This window comes from Nocardia sp. CY15, from assembly GCF_009829295.1.
Lineage (GTDB): Bacteria > Actinomycetota > Actinomycetes > Mycobacteriales > Mycobacteriaceae > Nocardia > Nocardia sputi.
On record NZ_VUOT01000019.1, the window covers coordinates 79571 to 96187 of the forward strand.

The 16617-nt window shown below is 65.9% G+C and carries 23 protein-coding genes; 12 read left to right on the top strand and 11 right to left on the bottom strand.

Annotation, left to right across the window (positions count from 1 at the left end; all coding sequences use genetic code 11):
- The first annotated feature begins 15 nt into the window (after positions 1-15).
- On the top strand, positions 16-615 hold the full coding sequence (locus GVY39_RS20580; protein ID WP_159927015.1) for a TetR/AcrR family transcriptional regulator: 600 nt from the start codon (positions 16-18) through the stop codon (positions 613-615).
- A gap of 62 nt (positions 616-677) precedes the next feature.
- Here the strand turns inward: GVY39_RS20580 and GVY39_RS20585 are convergent, their stop codons facing one another.
- Complete coding sequence (locus GVY39_RS20585) at positions 678-1082, bottom strand: VOC family protein (protein WP_159927013.1); 405 nt, start codon at positions 1080-1082, stop codon at positions 678-680.
- A 68-nt stretch (positions 1083-1150) separates the two neighbouring features.
- Between GVY39_RS20585 and GVY39_RS20590 the strand changes: the two genes are divergently transcribed.
- Complete coding sequence (locus tag GVY39_RS20590) at positions 1151-1429, top strand: hypothetical protein (protein ID WP_159927011.1); 279 nt, start codon at positions 1151-1153, stop codon at positions 1427-1429.
- 217 nt (positions 1430-1646) lie between these two features.
- Here GVY39_RS20590 and GVY39_RS20595 read toward each other — a convergent pair whose 3' ends face one another.
- Positions 1647-1877, bottom strand: a complete 231-nt coding sequence (locus tag GVY39_RS20595) for a DUF6400 family protein (protein ID WP_159927009.1) — start codon at positions 1875-1877, stop codon at positions 1647-1649.
- Positions 1878-2169: 292 nt separating this feature from the next.
- Here GVY39_RS20595 and GVY39_RS20605 point away from each other — a divergent pair, with 292 nt between their 5' ends.
- Positions 2170-2406, top strand: coding sequence for a hypothetical protein (locus tag GVY39_RS20605; protein WP_159927005.1), 237 nt, complete (start codon positions 2170-2172; stop codon positions 2404-2406).
- An 18-nt stretch (positions 2407-2424) separates the two neighbouring features.
- Here GVY39_RS20605 and GVY39_RS20610 read toward each other — a convergent pair whose 3' ends face one another.
- Positions 2425-3117 carry a TetR/AcrR family transcriptional regulator gene (locus GVY39_RS20610; RefSeq protein ID WP_159927003.1) on the bottom strand — a complete coding sequence of 231 codons (693 nt, stop codon included), beginning with the start codon at positions 3115-3117 and terminating at the stop codon, positions 2425-2427.
- Between GVY39_RS20610 and GVY39_RS20615 the strand changes: the two genes are divergently transcribed.
- Positions 3097-4128, top strand: a complete 1032-nt coding sequence (locus tag GVY39_RS20615; protein ID WP_159927001.1) for an alpha/beta fold hydrolase — start codon at positions 3097-3099, stop codon at positions 4126-4128. The two genes, GVY39_RS20610 and GVY39_RS20615, sit on opposite strands and share 21 nt — an antisense overlap.
- Positions 4129-4148: 20 nt before the next feature.
- Here the strand turns inward: GVY39_RS20615 and GVY39_RS20620 are convergent, their stop codons facing one another.
- Positions 4149-4550, bottom strand: coding sequence for a DUF6463 family protein (locus GVY39_RS20620; protein WP_201295290.1), 402 nt, complete (start codon positions 4548-4550; stop codon positions 4149-4151).
- Between the two features lie 182 nt (positions 4551-4732).
- Between GVY39_RS20620 and GVY39_RS20625 the strand changes: the two genes are divergently transcribed.
- Positions 4733-5323, top strand: coding sequence for a TetR/AcrR family transcriptional regulator (locus GVY39_RS20625; protein WP_159926997.1), 591 nt, complete (start codon positions 4733-4735; stop codon positions 5321-5323).
- A 76-nt stretch (positions 5324-5399) separates the two neighbouring features.
- Here the strand turns inward: GVY39_RS20625 and GVY39_RS35305 are convergent, their stop codons facing one another.
- Entirely contained in the window at positions 5400-5660 is a 261-nt protein-coding gene (locus GVY39_RS35305) for a cupin domain-containing protein (protein WP_370523809.1), read from the bottom strand.
- A gap of 9 nt (positions 5661-5669) precedes the next feature.
- Here GVY39_RS35305 and GVY39_RS20635 point away from each other — a divergent pair, with 9 nt between their 5' ends.
- Entirely contained in the window at positions 5670-6701 is a 1032-nt protein-coding gene (locus tag GVY39_RS20635) for an NADP-dependent oxidoreductase (RefSeq protein WP_159926995.1), read from the top strand.
- A gap of 43 nt (positions 6702-6744) precedes the next feature.
- Here the strand turns inward: GVY39_RS20635 and GVY39_RS35000 are convergent, their stop codons facing one another.
- Entirely contained in the window at positions 6745-6870 is a 126-nt protein-coding gene (locus GVY39_RS35000; RefSeq protein WP_255466229.1) for a hypothetical protein, read from the bottom strand.
- Between the two features lie 162 nt (positions 6871-7032).
- On the opposite strand from GVY39_RS35000, the gene GVY39_RS20640 reads away from it, so the two are divergent.
- The 5 genes from GVY39_RS20640 (at position 7033) to GVY39_RS20660 (ending at position 11098) form a co-directional block, all read left to right on the top strand.
- Entirely contained in the window at positions 7033-7416 is a 384-nt protein-coding gene (locus GVY39_RS20640) for a DUF488 domain-containing protein (protein WP_159927097.1), read from the top strand.
- Between the two features lie 151 nt (positions 7417-7567).
- Positions 7568-9091, top strand: a complete 1524-nt coding sequence (locus GVY39_RS20645; protein ID WP_159926993.1) for a CdaR family transcriptional regulator — start codon at positions 7568-7570, stop codon at positions 9089-9091.
- A gap of 220 nt (positions 9092-9311) precedes the next feature.
- Positions 9312-9854, top strand: coding sequence for an HPP family protein (locus GVY39_RS20650; protein ID WP_159926991.1), 543 nt, complete (start codon positions 9312-9314; stop codon positions 9852-9854).
- Positions 9855-10126: 272 nt separating this feature from the next.
- On the top strand, positions 10127-10582 hold the full coding sequence (locus GVY39_RS20655) for a hypothetical protein (protein WP_159926980.1): 456 nt from the start codon (positions 10127-10129) through the stop codon (positions 10580-10582).
- A 36-nt stretch (positions 10583-10618) separates the two neighbouring features.
- Positions 10619-11098 carry a hypothetical protein gene (locus GVY39_RS20660; RefSeq protein ID WP_236565570.1) on the top strand — a complete coding sequence of 160 codons (480 nt, stop codon included), beginning with the start codon at positions 10619-10621 and terminating at the stop codon, positions 11096-11098.
- 14 nt (positions 11099-11112) lie between these two features.
- Here GVY39_RS20660 and GVY39_RS20665 read toward each other — a convergent pair whose 3' ends face one another.
- The 3 genes from GVY39_RS20665 to GVY39_RS20675 all read right to left on the bottom strand — a co-directional run bounded on the left by GVY39_RS20665 (position 11113) and on the right by GVY39_RS20675 (position 13450).
- The gene (locus tag GVY39_RS20665) at positions 11113-11814 is read right to left on the bottom strand and encodes an alpha/beta fold hydrolase (protein WP_159926978.1); all 702 of its coding nucleotides are present in this window, start codon (positions 11812-11814) and stop codon (positions 11113-11115) included.
- 109 nt (positions 11815-11923) lie between these two features.
- Positions 11924-12550, bottom strand: coding sequence for a hypothetical protein (locus GVY39_RS20670; RefSeq protein WP_159926976.1), 627 nt, complete (start codon positions 12548-12550; stop codon positions 11924-11926).
- 432 nt (positions 12551-12982) lie between these two features.
- Positions 12983-13450, bottom strand: coding sequence for a VOC family protein (locus GVY39_RS20675; protein ID WP_159926974.1), 468 nt, complete (start codon positions 13448-13450; stop codon positions 12983-12985).
- Between the two features lie 111 nt (positions 13451-13561).
- Here GVY39_RS20675 and GVY39_RS20680 point away from each other — a divergent pair, with 111 nt between their 5' ends.
- The gene (locus GVY39_RS20680; RefSeq protein ID WP_159926972.1) at positions 13562-14560 is read left to right on the top strand and encodes a YafY family protein; all 999 of its coding nucleotides are present in this window, start codon (positions 13562-13564) and stop codon (positions 14558-14560) included.
- 26 nt (positions 14561-14586) lie between these two features.
- On the opposite strand, the gene GVY39_RS20685 is transcribed toward GVY39_RS20680, so the two are convergent.
- Together GVY39_RS20685 and GVY39_RS20690 are read right to left on the bottom strand one after the other, a co-directional pair.
- Positions 14587-14949 (bottom strand): hypothetical protein, encoded by a 363-nt coding sequence (locus GVY39_RS20685; RefSeq protein ID WP_159926970.1) that lies wholly within the window; start codon positions 14947-14949, stop codon positions 14587-14589.
- 80 nt (positions 14950-15029) lie between these two features.
- The gene (locus GVY39_RS20690; protein WP_159926968.1) at positions 15030-16319 is read right to left on the bottom strand and encodes a cytochrome P450; all 1290 of its coding nucleotides are present in this window, start codon (positions 16317-16319) and stop codon (positions 15030-15032) included.
- Positions 16320-16617: the final 298 nt, after the last annotated feature.

The window sequence follows — 16617 nt, forward strand, 5'->3', positions numbered from 1 at the left end:
GGTAGTCTTGTTGCCGTGACTGTCAAGGGACGACGTGCGGAATACGCTGAAGCCACTCGATCCGCCCTGCTGGAGGCGGGCCGCAGGCTGTTCATCGAACGGCGGTACGGGGAACTGTCCGCCGACGAGATCGCACGGGCCGCCCGACTGACTCGCGGGGCCGTATACCACCACTTCAGCGGTAAGCAGGGCTTGTTCGAGGCAGTGTTCGAGCAGGTCGAACAAGAGCTGACCGAACGTTTGACGAAGGCGCTCGGTGCGCCCGGCGACCCCTGGGACACTGCAGTTCGCGCCCTGACAGTGTTTCTAGACGAATGCGCCGACGTGTCCTATCAGCGCATCGTGCTGCAGGAAGGGCCGTTCGCCCTGGGCTGGGATCGATGGCGCGAACTCGATGAGCGGTACATGGTCGGCCTGATCCGCGGCCTGGTCGACGAGCTGATCCGAGCCGGCGTCTTCGCACCTCGATCGCCCGAACTCACGGTCCGCGCCATCTACGGTCTGCTCACCGAACTGGCCTGGAGCCTCGCCGAAACCACCGACGATCAGGTGCGCCGTGACGCGGGCGAGATCGCCCTCGGCATGATCGGCTCGCTACGTCGCGCGGCCGAATAACGAAAGATTCCGGTGTTTCGTCCGGTGGCAATGTTCGTGTGCCGGAAGCGAACTGCGCGGCATCACCGTGGGTTGGGGTGGCTCTCCACTGCCTCGACCCGGCGCCGGAGCAAGCAGAATTCGTTCCCCTCCGGGTCGGCCAGTACGTGCCACGTTGCGGCGCCGGGCTGGCCGATGTCTACCTTCCGCGCACCCGCGGCGAGCAGCCGCTCCAGTTCCGCGTCCTGATCGCGGTCGATGGGGCTCACGTCGAGGTGCAGCGGCAGTTTCCCGCGTTTCGGTTCGGTGCTGCGACCGAACACCAGTGTGGGCTGCGGCCCGCCGAAGCCGGTTCCGGGCGGGCCGATCTCCAGGTGGTCTTCGCCCTCCCAGCCGAGTTCGACATAGCCGAGCACTCCGCACCAGAAGTCTGCCAGCCGTTGTGGGTCGGCACAGTCGATGACCAGTTCGGTGATCCTGCAGGACATGCGCGCGAGACTACGCGTGCGCGTCTGTTCCGAACAGCGGCTTCCCTGGTTGACACGGCCAAGCGGTCATGGGGATCGACAACCTTTGGCGCACTGGTGAACTGCACCTCGAAGGGGTGACAGGCCGATTGCCGGAGGCTTGTAACGGGCGGCGTCCGGGCGCTCTAGTCAATCGCCACATCGTCGCGGGTGCACTGCTGGCCGGGGCGGTGCTGATGTCCGTCGCTCCCGCGCAGGCTGAGGCCCCGGTCGAGCCCCATGCGATCGGCAACAGCGAGATTTCCAGCGGTTCTGCCGCTCTGAACCGTTTCTTCTGCGGCACGATCTGGCGTCCTATCTGCGTCTGATCACCCGGCGCGCGGAACGACGAAACCCACGGCAATATCCCGCGCCGTGAGTTTCGATTCGAAATCACCTCTGCGGCTCCGCCGCCAGCTCGCCTTCGACATCGACGACAACGTCCCGCAGTCCGGTCGCCGACTGCTACAAGCGCGATCTACAACTCAGCCGCCAGATAGTCATCGTGTATTCGGCAGAGCGGATGGTTCGTGCTCGGCGGTGAGATCAGTCGGCAACACAACCTGTCGCCCGATCCGGCAGGATCCCGGCTCGGACGAGTTCCTCGTAGATCCGCTGCTGCTCATCGTCGAGATTCGAGTACAGCATGTCGTACGCGAGATTTTCCTCGGCGAGCGCCGCCACCGGATCCCAGTCGTCACCGAGCGCCGCGACGACGGCGCTGCGCCGTCGTACCTCGTCCAGAGTGAGGTCGTAAGCAAAATCGAGGTCGGCCATTCGGGCATCTCCAGCCAGGTTCTTTCCAAAACGAACTGACGACGATGCCCAACCACGCCTCCGCGGGCAATGACGTACATCACGTTCCACGGTCGGACTTCGTCACAATGCCTCAGCGTGATGGCGCTCGAGCCTTCTCCTGCTGGTGCCGTCATTGCGGCCTTTCAGGAAGCCGATGTAGGCCTGGGCGCGGCGGGCTTCGAGGGGTTTGGCGGGGGAAAGGTCATGGTGAGCCCTGATCGCGCGCGCCCAGGATGCCGGACGGCTCAGCCGCGAGCTCACCGACCAGGACATGGTCATGCTGCTCATGGCCAACGCCGGCGTCATCGCCGCCACCGGCGACGCAGCGCCCGACACCTGGCAACGACTTGTCGCCTACATGCTGCGCGCATTCAGCACTCCCGGCACCGAACCGCCGCCACTGCCCCCGGCGCCCAGCCATGGCGCGCTCTACCGCGCCATGGTCCGTCTCGGCCGCCCTGCCCCGGTTGCCGACGCGGCCGCGCGCTATAGCGCTGAAACGAGGTGATCTCTCGATGCGGTGACTTCAGGCAGGTGGGGAATCACATTCGGGCGAGATATCGCACGCGATGCGGGTTGCGGCCGCGGAGCTCTCGTCATCGCCGAGAGTGGCCGCTGCAGTCGGGCCCAGTACATGGTCGAGGAGGTGGTCGACGAGTCGGGTCGCGGACTGAGCGGTGCTGTAGCCCTGGAGCATGCTTTGGGCGAGTCCACCGATTGCCATGAGGATGAGTTCGGCGTCGAGATCCGCGCGGCAGGGGCCTACGCCGTGGCCGTCTTGGGCTCGACAGAGCTGGTCGGCGACGATCGTGACCAGTGCGCGAGGCGCGGCGAAGGTTTCTTCCGCGGTGATGCCACCGCCGGTGATCGCCGCGGTGCCGAAAGCGCCGAGCACGATGGCTTCTTCCCGGCGTTGCCCGTCCAGGGGTAGCAGTTCGGTCAGGACCGCGCGGATCGCTTCGCGGGGTGCGGCGTCCTGGCCGAGCGTGGACCACCGTTGCGTGAATCGGGCGCCGGCGTCTTCCATCACCGATCGGTGGGTCGCCAGCAGGAATTCGCTCTTGCTTCCGAAGTAGTACTGCACCAGCCGTATCGAGAATCCGGCCTCGGCGGCGACCGATTGGAAGGTCACCGCTTCGAGGCCGCCGACGACGATTACTCGGCGCACGGCGTCGGTGATCTGGCGTCTCCGCACTTCATGGTCGACCAGTCGCGGCACGAGACCTACGCCTTCCTCTTGTATCCGATGACCCCCGAATTTGATGGTATGAGCATACCGCATATGTGTTATGGTCATACCATCATGATGGTACGGTCGTACCGTATAAGTGGACCGAAGGGGAGGCTCATGCCGAGGATCGGGCGATTCACCAGCGAGGAAGCGAGAGCGACCTTCCTGCGCGCCTATGACACCGTGGCTGCGAAATGGCCTGTGCCCTCGACCGATATCGAAGTGGGAACATCTTTCGGCACCACGCGAGTACGCAAATCCGGAAACGGGGACGGTGCACCGATCATGCTGCTGCCGGGCATCGGGGGTAACGGGCAGATATGGCTCAACTTCATCGAGGATCTGGCGCGCGAGCGTGTCGTGTACACCCCGGACGTGATCGGGTGGGCGGGACGCTGTGTGCAGACCGCACCCGTGCGCGACACGGCAGATATCGCGACCTGGATGGTCGAGGTGCTCGACGGACTCGGTGAGGATCGGATCCATCTGGCCGGGAACTCCCTGGGCGCCTGGCTGGCCGGTGCCATCGCCGTGCACCGTTGCGATCGCCTGGCCAGTCTGACCATGTTCGAGCCCAGTGGTGCGACCTTCGCCAAGCCGCGCTGGAGTCTGCTGTTCAAATTCCTTGTGGTGGGTGCGCGGCCGACTCCTGAGCGGATGCGCAAGTTCAACAAGTGGCTGATGCCGGGCCTGAACTTCACCGACGAGGAGTTCGCACTCGTCATGGCAACGGTGAAGTTCCGGTCCGGCATGCCGTGGGACCGCCCGTTCACCGACGAACAGCTTGCCGCCATCACCGCACCGAGCCTGGTGCTCTTCGGCGCCGACACCGTCGTCAGCGACCCGCAGCTAGGGGCGGCGCGCGCCCGCAACCACATGCCGTCGGCCGAAGCCGAAATCTACCCTGGCATCGGACACGATCTGCTGTGGGCCGATCCCGAGCAGATAATTCCCCGCTTCCTCGACTTCGTCGCCCACCACGACCAAATCCGAGCGTGAACCCCCAGCCATGCCTGCCCTCACGACGCTGTCATCGCCTTCACGGGGCCGACGCGGCGGGCGCCGACCAGCAGCAGGACGGACGCGATCAGGAGGAGCAGCAGGGGTGAGGGCCCGGAGAGAACGGCGGTGATCAGGGTCCAGCACGCAACGCTCCACGTGATGAACAGTGGCGGGGTGATCCTATGGCGGTTGAGCCACATCACGATCAGGCCGACCATGATCAGTGGCGGGCCGAAACTGAAGGCCGAGTACCAGAACGCGGCGGTAGTGTGGCTCATCGCGATCGGGTCGTTGTTCTGCTTCTCCCACAATGCCCAGCTGAACCAGTCCCCGGCGTAGTGGGGGACAGTCTGCGCCAGTGCGCCCAACGTGTGTCCGACTCCGCACAAGGTGATAAGCCAACCAGCCCACTTGATCATGGGATCTCTCCGCTCTCTTCTGGAGTCGCGTGGCATGCGGGTTCATCCGCGCGACAGTGTCTCGACCTGGACGACGCCCGCATCACGGTCTCAGGTCGGCTCCTCAGGTTATACAGTGGTGTATAACTCGAGATTAGACACGTTATGCAGTACTGCACAACCCCTGGGAGGAGAGACACGGAATGGGCGCGTTGCGCACGCCGCGTGAGAAATGGGTCGAAGAGGGCTTGCGAGCACTCGCCGAGGGCGGGGTGGAAGCCGTGCGGGTCGACGCCCTGGCCAAGCGGCTCGGCGTGACCAGGGGCGGCTTTTACGGCTACTTCACCGATCGGGAGGCGCTGCTGGAGGAGATGCTGGACACCTGGGAGCGTCAGAGCGTCGACGCGGAGATCGACCGGGTGGAGCAAGAGGGTGGCGCGCGCGACAAGGCTTGGCTGGTCGACAGGTTTCTGCAGTCGGCTGACCAGGTGCGCTCGGTCGACTTGGCGCTGCGCGACTGGGCCCGGCGGGACCAAGCTATCGCTGAGCGTATGCGCCGCGTGGACAACAAGCGCATGCGGCTGGCACGAGAGATGATCGGTACCTTCTGCTCCGACCCCGACGAGGTCGAGGCCCGCGCCCTGCTCGCCTTCTGCCTGGCGATCGGTAGCGCCTTCCTCGCCGCCGACCACCCCGACCGCAGCCGCGCCCAGGTCATCGCCGACGCCGCCGAACTCGTCCTCGCCCACCAGCCGGAGGTGCTCGCTCCGTCGGCGGGGCACGCTCATCAGTGACGTCAGATCTCGCCGATGAATCTCGGCCTCACCGGCCGCCGTCGTAGTTCACCGATAGCCGACGCCCAGGTCGAGATCAGAGTGGGCGGGTTCGGACGTGCGAAGGGACTCGCTGCAGGAAGTCGGTCGGTTCACCGGTCGGGGTCGGCGCGTACGTGCGAGCGCACTCCCTTTCGGCCGCCTCACCGGGTGGCAACGTCAGGTCGCGCTCGCCGAGCACGAGCCGCAACCGACCGTTGAGCACGTACAGCCATTCGAAGCCTTCGTGCGTCTGCGGTGTCGGTTCCAGCGGTTCCGATCGCGCGGGAATGATCATCTTGAACGCGTGGACTGGCACACTCGGATCATGGCTTCCTCCGTCGACATCGAACTCGACAACCGCCAATGGGTACTGCGCCGCCGACCCGTAGGCATGGTGGGCGACAACGACTTCGAGCTGCTGCGATCACCTGTTCCCGAGCTCGGCCCATCGGACGCGCTCGTGCGGGTCCATTGGCTCGGCATCGACCCGACGCAGCGGAGCTGGCTCAACGACGGCGAGAATTACATCGATCCCGTGCCGCTCGACACGGTGATGCGCGGCAGCGGCGTAGGCGAGGTCGTCGTGTCGAACAACCCGGACTACCCGGTCGGGACCTGGGTCGCGGGGATGGTCGGCTGGCAGAACTACGTTCTGGCCTCGGAACAAGGGCTCTTCGGGTTGAACATCGTGCCCGACGGCGTCGATCCCAAGCTGATGTTGAGCCTGTTCGGGGTGAACGGATTGACCGCCTACTTCGGCATGATCGATATCGGCCGTGCAGGCGAGGGCGACACGGTGGTGGTCACAGCCGCAGCGGGCGCCACCGGCTCCGTCGCCGGCCAGATCGCGAAAGCATTGGGCTGCAGGGTGATCGGAATCGCGGGCGGGCCGGACAAGTGCGCGTGGCTCACCGACCAGGCAGGCCTCGACGTCGCCATCGACTACAAGAACGAGGACGTGCGCGTACGCCTGGCGGCGGCCGCTCCCGAAGGAATCGATGTGTTCTTCGACAGCGTGGGTGGCCCCATCCTGGATGACGGGCTGATGAATCTCGCGATGAAGGCTCGCGTGGTGCTGTGCGGTGGTATCGCCACGGGTTACACCGCGCACCTTCCCGCGACCGGACCATGTAATTACCTTGCGCTGACGGTGAAGCGTGCTCGCATGGAAGGGTTCATCTTCCTCGACTACCTCGATCGCTTTCCCGAGGCATTCGGCAAGCTGTCCGGCTGGCACGCCGAGGGCAAGATCGTCATCGCCGAGAGTGTCGTCGAGGGCCTCGAATCCGCACCGTCGGCCCTGCGTGGCCTGTTTCAGGGAACCAACATCGGCAAGCAACTCGTGCGGGTCCGGTGACACCGGAGAACGGGCGGTCATCGCCCCCCCGCCACCGGGCGACTCAGCCCGACATCGCGGCCAGCAGGATCGCGATCCCGTAGGCAGCGTCCATGCCGAATCCGAGGCGGGCCCGGCGGGAGAACATGTTCGTAATGGCCGAAGCTCCGCCGACCGGCCAAGCGTCCACCTTCAGCTCCCACAGGTTTCCGCTCGTCGGTTGACACAGTCGAATACGCGATCTCACCGGTCCAGGTCCCACATCAGGCGTAGCGTTCGACATGTGGCAAGGCCCCGGACCGGCCGCGGGGCTGTCCTACGCAGGAAAGCAGCGATGAACCGGGAGTCGATGATGACGACTCGACGCACTGTGCAAATCCGCAGAATCTATGACGACCCAACCGCGCAGGACGGCACGCGCGTGCTCGTGGACCGGCTCTGGCCCCGCGGTGTCAGCAAAACCAGAGCCCATCTCGACGAGTGGTGTAAACAGATCGCTCCCTCCACCGAACTGCGCAGGTGGTACGGCCACGACCCGGAACGCTTCGATGAATTCGCCCGCCGCTACCGCGACGAACTGACCCAACCCGACCGCGCCGCCGCTCTCACCCACCTGCGCGAACTGGCCGACCAAAGCAAACTCACGCTGCTCACAGGCACCAAGAACACCGACATCAGCGAAGCGGCCGTACTCGCCGAACTCGTCGAACAACCGAACAGATCGCCCGAAAAGTGACCCACCACTACAAAAGCCGCCGACACCGGCTCGCGCCGGTGTTCATCCCGACGCACCGGTCGGCCGGTCCGGTTTCCTCGTCCACGACCTGCTGCCGACCGCGTCGGGCGCTCGATCGCGCTGCGCCCGCGGTTCCGCATCGGAGCGGCTCATGGTGACATTGGACCGGTTGGCCAACGTACTGGGTGGTTATGGAATTCGCCTGCGATTGGGTTCGGTTCCCCGATCCACCCCATTGCGCAGCGTGGTGATCCACGGCGCCGATCACGACCCCACGGAAATCGGCGATGTGCTGTTGGGCATCGGAGCCCGCTCGATGTCGGAGGTGGTGGCCTGGGCAGTGTCGGCGCGGGCTGTTGTCGCGCTCATCCGTGGGGGTGAGGAGGCCGAGGCCGAGCCGGAGATCAACGGTGTGGCGGTGATGGTGGTCGACCCTGCGGTGGACTGGAGCGAGGTGGCTGCGGTGGTCTACGGGTTGGTGCTGGAAGGACGCGAGACCGAGGCCGGTCGCGGCCCGACCGATTTGTTCGCCTTGGCCGACAGTCTCGCCGACGCCGTCGGAGGTGCGGTCACGATCGAGGATCGCCTGTCTCGGGTGCTGGCATATTCCAGGCCGCAGCAGCACCTCGACCCGGCACGGGTAGAGACGATTCTGGGCCGGGAGATGCCGTCGTGGTTACGGTCGGTGTTCGATGCGCGCGGTGTCTTCGTACATTTGGCGACCTCGGAGGAACCCTTGTTCGTCCCCGCGCAGGCAGAGCGTGGGGTGACGGGGCGGATGGTCGTGGCCGTGCGTGTGGGACGGCAACTGCTGGGGTCGGTCTGGGTGTCGTGCCCGGCACCGTTGCACGGGGCTCGACGCAGGGCCTTGGCCGACGGCGCGCGGACGGTGGCCCTGCACCTGTTGCGGTCGCGGGCCAGCGCGGACCTGGAACGTCAGGTGGAATCCGACCTCGTGATCCGTTTGCTGGAGGGCGACGCGGACGCGACGACAGTGGCCAGCAGGCTGGGGTTGGCGCCGGAGGGTTTGCGGGTGATCGCGCTGCGGGCTCGGATCGCGGAGGAACAGCACGCCGCGCTGCTGTTGATCTTCGAGCGAGCGACAACCGGATTCGGCTGGTCCCGGTCCAGCCGCAGCGCCCTGGTCGGCGACACCATCTACACCGTGCTGCCCGCCGACCAGGCGGACACGGTACGCCACTGGATAAGCGAGCTGCAGGTTGCACTGCCGGCGCAGATGACGGTGTCGGCCGGAATCAGCGGTGTCGCCCGCGCCACGGAGTTGGCGTCGGCGCGTCAAGAGGCCGACGAATGCCTGGCGCTGCACGAGACCCACTCCGCGGCTGCGACACCTCCTGCCTATGACGAGTCATGGGACGAAATTCTGCTCCAACGGCTGCGCACCGCAGGGCTCTCTGGACGGACCCCCGCACGGGGGCCGGTGTCGGAGTTGCGGCGCCATGACAGCACGAACTCCACCCAGTATGTGCCAACGCTGCGCGCGTGGTTGCAGGCGCAGGGCGACCCCACCGAGGCGGGCGCGCACCTCGGGGTGCACGAGAACACCGTCCGTAACCGGCTGCGCAAGATGGCAGAGGTGACCAATCTCGACTTGGACGACCCCCGCAAACGACTCGCCATGATGATTGAGCTCGCCGTCACCGACAACGACTGACCGGGCTGTGCCATCGCCACAAATCCCGACGCCTCGATTGTCGAATCCGCTCAACCGATCGCCGCGACAGTCACGTCATCATGGAGTTGCCCAGAAATCGCAGGTAGGAGCAGTGAGACAAGGGCAGGCCAGCGAAGGATCTGCCCTCTTGCGTCGATCCGGTACCTAGTTAGTTGAACGGAGCGGAACCGAAGTGAGGAACACGCAGGTATGCGAGGTCATGCAAAGACCCATCATCACCGTCCGGCACGACAACACGGCATGCGAGGCGGCGCTGCTGCTCGCCGAACTGGGCTACGCGGCGCTGCCCGTTCTCGACCAAGACGATCGCCTCACCGGGGTACTCACCAGCGGTGACCTCCTGCGGGCCGGTGAACTCGACGACACGGTCGATGAAGTCATGACCACACCAGCGGTCTCGGTCCCCGCCACCGCGGCACTGGCCGAGGTCATGAGCAGGCTTGTCACGCGCGGACTGCGCAGTCTGCCCGTCGTCGATGCCGACGGCCGCGTGGTCGGTATGTTCAGCCGTGGCGACGCGTTGCGAATCATGCTCACCCCCGACGACGCACTCACGGCCGGTGCACAGAACCTCCTCGATCAATACACCGGCGCACGACGGTGGCATGTCACCGTCCACGGAGGCGACGCCAGCATCTCCGGCCGGTTCGCCGACGAACCCGAACGGCGCATCGCCATCGCCCTGACCCGCACTGTCCCCGGCACCCGCACCGCGACCATCGCGACCACACCTGTGCACTGATCGAGTCGACCGCCATCCACGGGCTGTGACACTTCCCTTGCTGGTGTACTGGCGAAACGCCCGAGAAAACGAGTGGGGGAATCGGACAAGTAGCACAGCCAGGATTGTCTCAGACGGATAAGCGCGGCCGTTCCACGTAAACGATCCTGGCCTTGTCAGCGATTATTCGGATGGCATGGAGGTGGTCGTACAGGGGCCGCTGGCAGGGCGGCCCATCCCTTCTCACCTGACCGCATCTCGAACCATTCCAACCACCAACCCTGGAGATCAGGATGACCCGTGCACACCCCGTCTCACCCGCACGCCTTACCGACCACCTACCCGCACTACGAGCCGCACTGAACCAGCAACGCCGCTTCCGCCTGCAGCAGCTGGCCGAACTCGAAGCCGAAATCGACCGCGCCGCCACGCCCACCAACGCGGCTGATACGGCCAGGCATGAGGTCACTACCGAATTGGCCGCGGCAGCACGACAAGCTTTGGCCGATATCGATGAAACCCTTACGCTCATCGCCACAGGCCGTTACGGTCGCTGCCGCGGCTGCCACGCCGAGATCTCGATCCACCTGCTGCAGACCATCCCCACTTCACAGTGGTGCCTGAATTGCCGACAGCATCTGCCTGCCTTCGCCGGTTCTCGCCCGATGCGCGGACAGCGGCCTCGCGCAGCCTCCCGAACACCGCGACGCGACCTGTCGGCCGAACGGGAAACCATCGCAGGCGGTTGACATGACCTGCTGACCATTACGACCGGTCGCAGCGCGTTGACCTTGCCGCACCGGCCGCCCCGCGAGGACGATGACCGGCTGCGCCCGTTCGATCCGCCCGAAGCCGCGCCCGAGGCGCCCGCCACGCATATCGAACCCGGTAAACACCACTGGAAGGTCGAACGGGATCTGGCGAGCGGCGTATCGACCCTCGAGATCGAGAACGACCAGGGCACCATCTCGCTCGACGACACCGGCACCATCGTGCGTCGCGCCACTACCGAATGGTTCAGCTTCCGTGGCAACGACGTCACCTCGGTCCGGGGCGAGACCCGCACGCTACGCAGGCTGGAGCGCGACGATTGGCGCACCGAAGTCACCACCCATACCGTATTACGTTGCACCCCCGAAGAATTCGTGCTCGACGCCCAGCTCGACGCGTACGAACTCGAATATCCGCAGGCCGACCCCCGGACGGTTCGCAAGCGGGTGTACTCCCAGAACTGGCAGCGACGGAGTCCTCGAGACTTCGTCTGATGCGGTGCGTGGCTTCACATATCCTCTCTGCGGGTATGCGACGAGCGCCGATTACGAGGCACTGGAAGAACCTGCACCAGATAGTCGGCCAGCTCGTCCGGGCGCGACAACATCACCATGTGGCTACCGGGCATCTCGTCCGGGGTGATGCCCAGCCGCTCCTTCACGTGGCGGCGCGCGAAGTCGGGGGTGAAGAAACGGTCGTCGCGGCAGAGCAGGTATCTCGTCGGAATGTCCGGCCAGGCGGACAACGGCCATGGCTCTCGCCCCGCTCGGTCCATGCTGATCTTCTCCGCGAGCGCGCCGTCGTGGGCCAGTACCCGCTGGGCCAGTTCGCGAGGGACATCGTGAAAGTAGAGCTCGTAGTCGTCATCGCTGCCGGACGATGGTTTGCCGCTGCGTTCCCACCAGGCGTCCGGCATCTCGCCCGGGCTCGGAATCATGGCGGTCACCAGCACAAGCGCGGCGGCTCCGGCGCGCACGCCGACCAGGGGACCGACGAAACCGCCCCAGGAGTGGGCCACCACCACGAGAGGCCGGCGTCCGCCGGTTACCTGGACGACGGCGTCGGCGTAGTCCCAGAGCCCGGCCTGGGGGTCGGACATCGGCAGATCCACCGCGACCGCGTCGTGCCCGCGGTTGCGGAGTTCTGCTTCGAGCAGATGCCAGTCGAAAGCGCTCCCGCCGGCACCGTGGATGAGAGCGAAAGCTGTCATGACGGTTATGACTGCCGGAAGCGCGGGAACTCGTCGGTGCGCGCAGGCACCCCGTGAGCGAGCAGAGCGAGGACCTGTTGCGCCCGGGACGGGTTTGTTCAGCCGCCGTCTAACCTGGGCTTGTTCGGCCACGACCCCGCTGCGGCATCGGCCCGGGTTTCTCGAGTCCTGGCGCGTCGGCTATGCGGCGCTGACTGTCTGTTACGGCGGCGGCTCTGGCATCGGCTTCGCGTCGCGTGAAGGCGATATCGCGGGCGCTACGCACCGACAATCGGCCGAGTGAGGTCGCCGCGAAGAACAGGATCAGCGCACCGAGACCGTGGAAATAGGTCAGTTGGAGTACGGCGCGCTTCAGGTCGGAGGTGGCGACAGGGTCACCGACATCCCCGATGCGCAGCGGCTCAGCAAGGACGGGCCCGATCACGAACCACACGCCCGCCGCCACTGCCAGCCACCCGCCGAAACTCGCCACGATACGGTTGCGGCTTACCAACATGAGCAATCCGCCGATGATCGCGGCGACGCCAGGCAGTACTTGGAGCCACCCTCGCGCCGACGTCCACACCCATGGCTCGTCCGGAGTGAACGCGAAATCGAAGTAGGGGCCGAGGAACGGGATCAGCGCACCCCAGACGCCCAGGAGCAGCACCGCGAGCCCGCCGAGGGCTCCCCGGCTACGTGGAATTCGGACCGGGTGGCCGCGGCCTGCGGAAACATTGTCGTCGACGTCCCTCATGACGCCTCCATTCGTCGAAGTAGGTGCTTATACCGCCTACCCTTTGTCCACCGCGATACGCACGAAAGCGCGCAGGGGTCCACAGTTGGCCTCCGGTGATCGGAGGTGGTGCGGGCGCGGAAGAACGCCTGGGTCGAATTGATCCTGCGCATCCGGCCGCCTTCTGTGGTGACCGTGCCGCTGTCGGCGTTTCATTCGATACACCTGTGTTCGAACGTCATCCGGCGGCCGCCGAACACTTCATTTCCGTCGAGGTGAGAAATTCGCTGGCCATCACAGGGCACTCTTCACAACCAGCACCGAACTTCTCTCACCACGGCAGCTGGGGATCTATCTCCCTACAGTCCCGGTTCGCGGTCGGCGGTCGGTCGGGATGAGGGGGCACGGTGCGACCGGATTCGGTCGCACCCCGGAGAAGTCGGTGAGGGGGAGTCAGGACTGCGCGTACTCAGCCGTGACGTCGAGGATCCAGGTGATACCGAAGCGATCGCGCAGCATCCCGAAGGCGGGTGCCCACTGGGCCGGGCCGAACTCCTCGATAACCGTGGCGCCGTCCGCAAGGCGTTCCCACAGTGCGCCGACCTCCTCGACGGTCTCGCCGCGAACGGACAGGAAGAACGGCTCCTCGGTGATGGTGGTGCCGTTCTCGCGGCGGGTGGCGGGCACGCCGAGGGCGGTTGGAGCGTGCTCGCCGGGCACGTCGTAGGCCATGACCCGGAAGCCGTCGTCGGCGACGACCTGGCCGAAGACCACTTTGCCTGCGTCGGGCGAGTCGGTGGGCATCCCGAAGTCCGCATAAGTGGCGAGAGTGGTCTGCCCGCCGAACACCGACTGGTAGAACTCCAGGGCAGCACGGGCCAGCCCGTGGAAGTTCAGGTGGGCAACAGCGTTTACCGACATGGTGATCCGTCCTTCGCAAGGGATTCCGTCACCGGCGACTTCCGGCGACGAGAGCAACGTTGTCACCAGTACCGGCCAGGGAACGTCCGCTATTCATGGCAGTCTGGCCACATGCCGACCGCCTCCTCGACGGTGACCTCCCGCCGCCTGCTCTCGCTGCTGTCTTTGCTCCAGGTCCGCCGCGATTGGCCGGGCAGTCTGCTGGCCGAGAGGCTGGGCGTCAGTGAACGTACGGTGCGTCGCGATGTCGACCGCTTGCGCGAGATCGGTTACCCCGTCCGGGCGGTCAAGGGGCCCGACGGTGGTTACCGTCTCGCGGCGGGCAGCGAACTGCCGCCGCTATTGTTCGACGACGAGCAAGCGGTCGCGCTCGCCGTGGCGTTGCGCAACGCGGCCGCGACCGGCGCGGGCATCGAAGAGGCAGCCGCACGAGCGCTGGCGACCGTACGCCAGCTGCTGCCTTCCCGCTTGCGGCAGCGCGTCGATGCCCTCGAGATCACGGTGGGCGAATCGGCCGGGCCCGCGGCCGCTCCCCGGGTCGACACCCAGGTGCTGCTCGCGTTGAGTGCCGCTGTCCGCTCCCGAGAGGAGGTGCGGTTCGACTACCGGTCACCGACACAGCCGAATGACACCGGTCCGCGGGCGCCCCGCCGAATCCAACCACACCACCTGGTGGTCCGCAGTCTGCGCTGGTACCTCATCGGATGGGCCTCAGAACGTGGGGAGTGGCGGGTCTACCGCGTCGACCGGATGACACTTCGGGTGCCCAACGGGCCGCGGTTCGCGCCCCGGCCGGTGCCCGGCGGCGATATCGCCGCGTTCTTGTCCGCGCGGTTCAAAGGCTCCGACAGTGCGAATACCTGGCCATGCCGCGGCGAGGTTGTCCTCGACCTCCCCATCGCACAGGTGGCCCCGTTCGCCGGCGACGGTGTCGTCGAGGAACTCGGCCCTGCCCGAACCAGGCTGCTGCTCGGTTCCTGGTCCTGGCCCGCGCTCGCGGCGACAGTAGCGCGCTTCGGCACCGAGATCGAGGTCGTCGGCCCGGATGGACTGCGTGACGCATTCGCCGATCTATCCCGTCGCGCAGGCCGTGCCGCACGTCTGGGCTGACTCTACGTGAGCCTGCCCGGTTCTACTCATCGGTCCGGCACCGGGGCCGTCCCGGTGCCGCAGAGAACGCGTGACCGAGGGTGTCCAGGTCGTGTGCGCCGGGTGGTGACATGATCTTCCAAGCCACGGTGCTTGGCCGCGGCGCGTGCTTCGGCGAGGGACCGGTCGGAGGTGCCGGCGATCGTGACGTGATGGCCCTGGGCGGCGAGTTCGAGCGCGTCGAGGCCGTTGCCGCCGCCCGCGTCGAGGATCTCCAGCGCGCCAGCGGGTAGATGGGCGGTCAGGTTGACGGCTGCGGTTGTATACCGCAGCCGACCCCACGGACTAACTTGCCACCGCTGGAACTTGCCGAACTTGTCGTCGAACAGATGCGAATGTGACTCACTCACCACGCCCCACCTGGCCTTGACGCACTCTTGTACAGGTGCTCGAGCGCGCACTCCATGCCAACCATGCGGTTCGACACTTGCTACACATAGGTCAGCGGCGGGGACTTCGGGAAAACGACCGGCATTGCCGTCATCGCGCGGTGGAACGGACCCGGCCGCCAGACCAGCTGGTCGGCAGGCACAGCGAGTTCCATTTCGGGGAGGGCGTCGAGCAGTTGGTCGATAGCGTTCTGGACAGTCGGGTAGGCGATGGATTTAGCAGGGCAGGCGTGCGGGCCGGTACTCCATGCCAGATGCGAGCGATTGCCGATGCGGCTGCTGCCGGGCTCGTCGGTCCCGTGGATGTCGGGGTCGTTGTTGCACGCGGCGAGACTGATGACGACCGGCTGGTCTGCCGGCAGCCAGACATCGTCGATCATGATCGGCTGCCGCGGGTAGGTGGTGCAGAAGTTCGCCATCGGCGGGTCGTTGAACAGGACCTCGTCGAGGGCGTCGGTGGTGGACAGGTTTCGGCCGAGGACGTCGCCGAAGCGGAACCGGTCGTCGGTGATCATCAGCAGCAGGGTGTTGGTGATCAGGTTGCGCTGCGCTTCGAAGCCCGCGCCGTAGAAGCTCATCAGTTGGGCGAAGATCTCCACGTCGTTGAGGTCGGCCGGATGATGTGCCAGCCGCGAGGTGGCGTCGTCGCCGGGCTGGCGCCGTTTGAGCTGTATCAGCTCCATCAGGGCCTCTTTGACCATCTTCATGCCCTGGGCGGGGTTGACCGTATCGAAGCGCGCGGCCATGCCGGTCGCGACCCGCTGCCCGATCTCGGTGGGGCAGCCGACCATGTCGTTGAGGATCCCGAGGACGAGGGGAAAAGCGTATTGGGACACCAGGTCGGCGGAACCGGCCTCGCAGAAGGTGTTGATCAGCGGGATGGCGAGTTTCTCGACAGTGGGACGCAGCCCGTGGGTGTCGATCCCGTCGATGCTCGAGACGGATGCCTGCCGATAGCGGATATGTGCGTCTCCGGTGTTGTATCGCGCTGCCGGGTACCACTCCATCATCGGCCGGACCGGAGAGTTGTCCGGAATGGTTTTCTGCCAGGTTCGTGGATCAGCGGGAAAGTGATCCGGGTCGTTGAGGATCCGCACCGCCGTCCGATACGCGATCACCAACGTCGCGGGCACACCCGGTGCCAGCTCGACGGGAACGAGCGAACCGTACTGACGACGCATCTGGCGGTAAGCGGGATGCGGGTCGGCGACGAACTGCGGGGTATACAGCGGAACTCGGCGGTCATCGCTGCCGGCGGAGCCGTGCTGGACGGGGCACGTTCCGGTCGATGCGGTATGCGGTGCGGATGTCGGGAACTGTGGTGTGGTCAAAGACGTGACTCCAGATGATGGACAGGATTTCGACGAGAGTGATCGATGAGCGCGGACTCGTGCCTCGATGAGGTGTAACGAGGAAGGTCAGAGTGTGCCGGGTGCCAGGTCTGGCGCCGTGCCCCACCAGACCGCTCCAGGGTTCCGTCGTAGGCGACTGTTCGTGCGCCGGTGTGTCGGCGGCCGACCGGTACTGTTTCGAGTAGCCCACGGCAGACCGCGACGGCGCTGAGCGCTGTGCTGGGTCAGAACCATGAAAACACCACGGCGGTACCTTGATTCATCAGTCCTCTTGTCG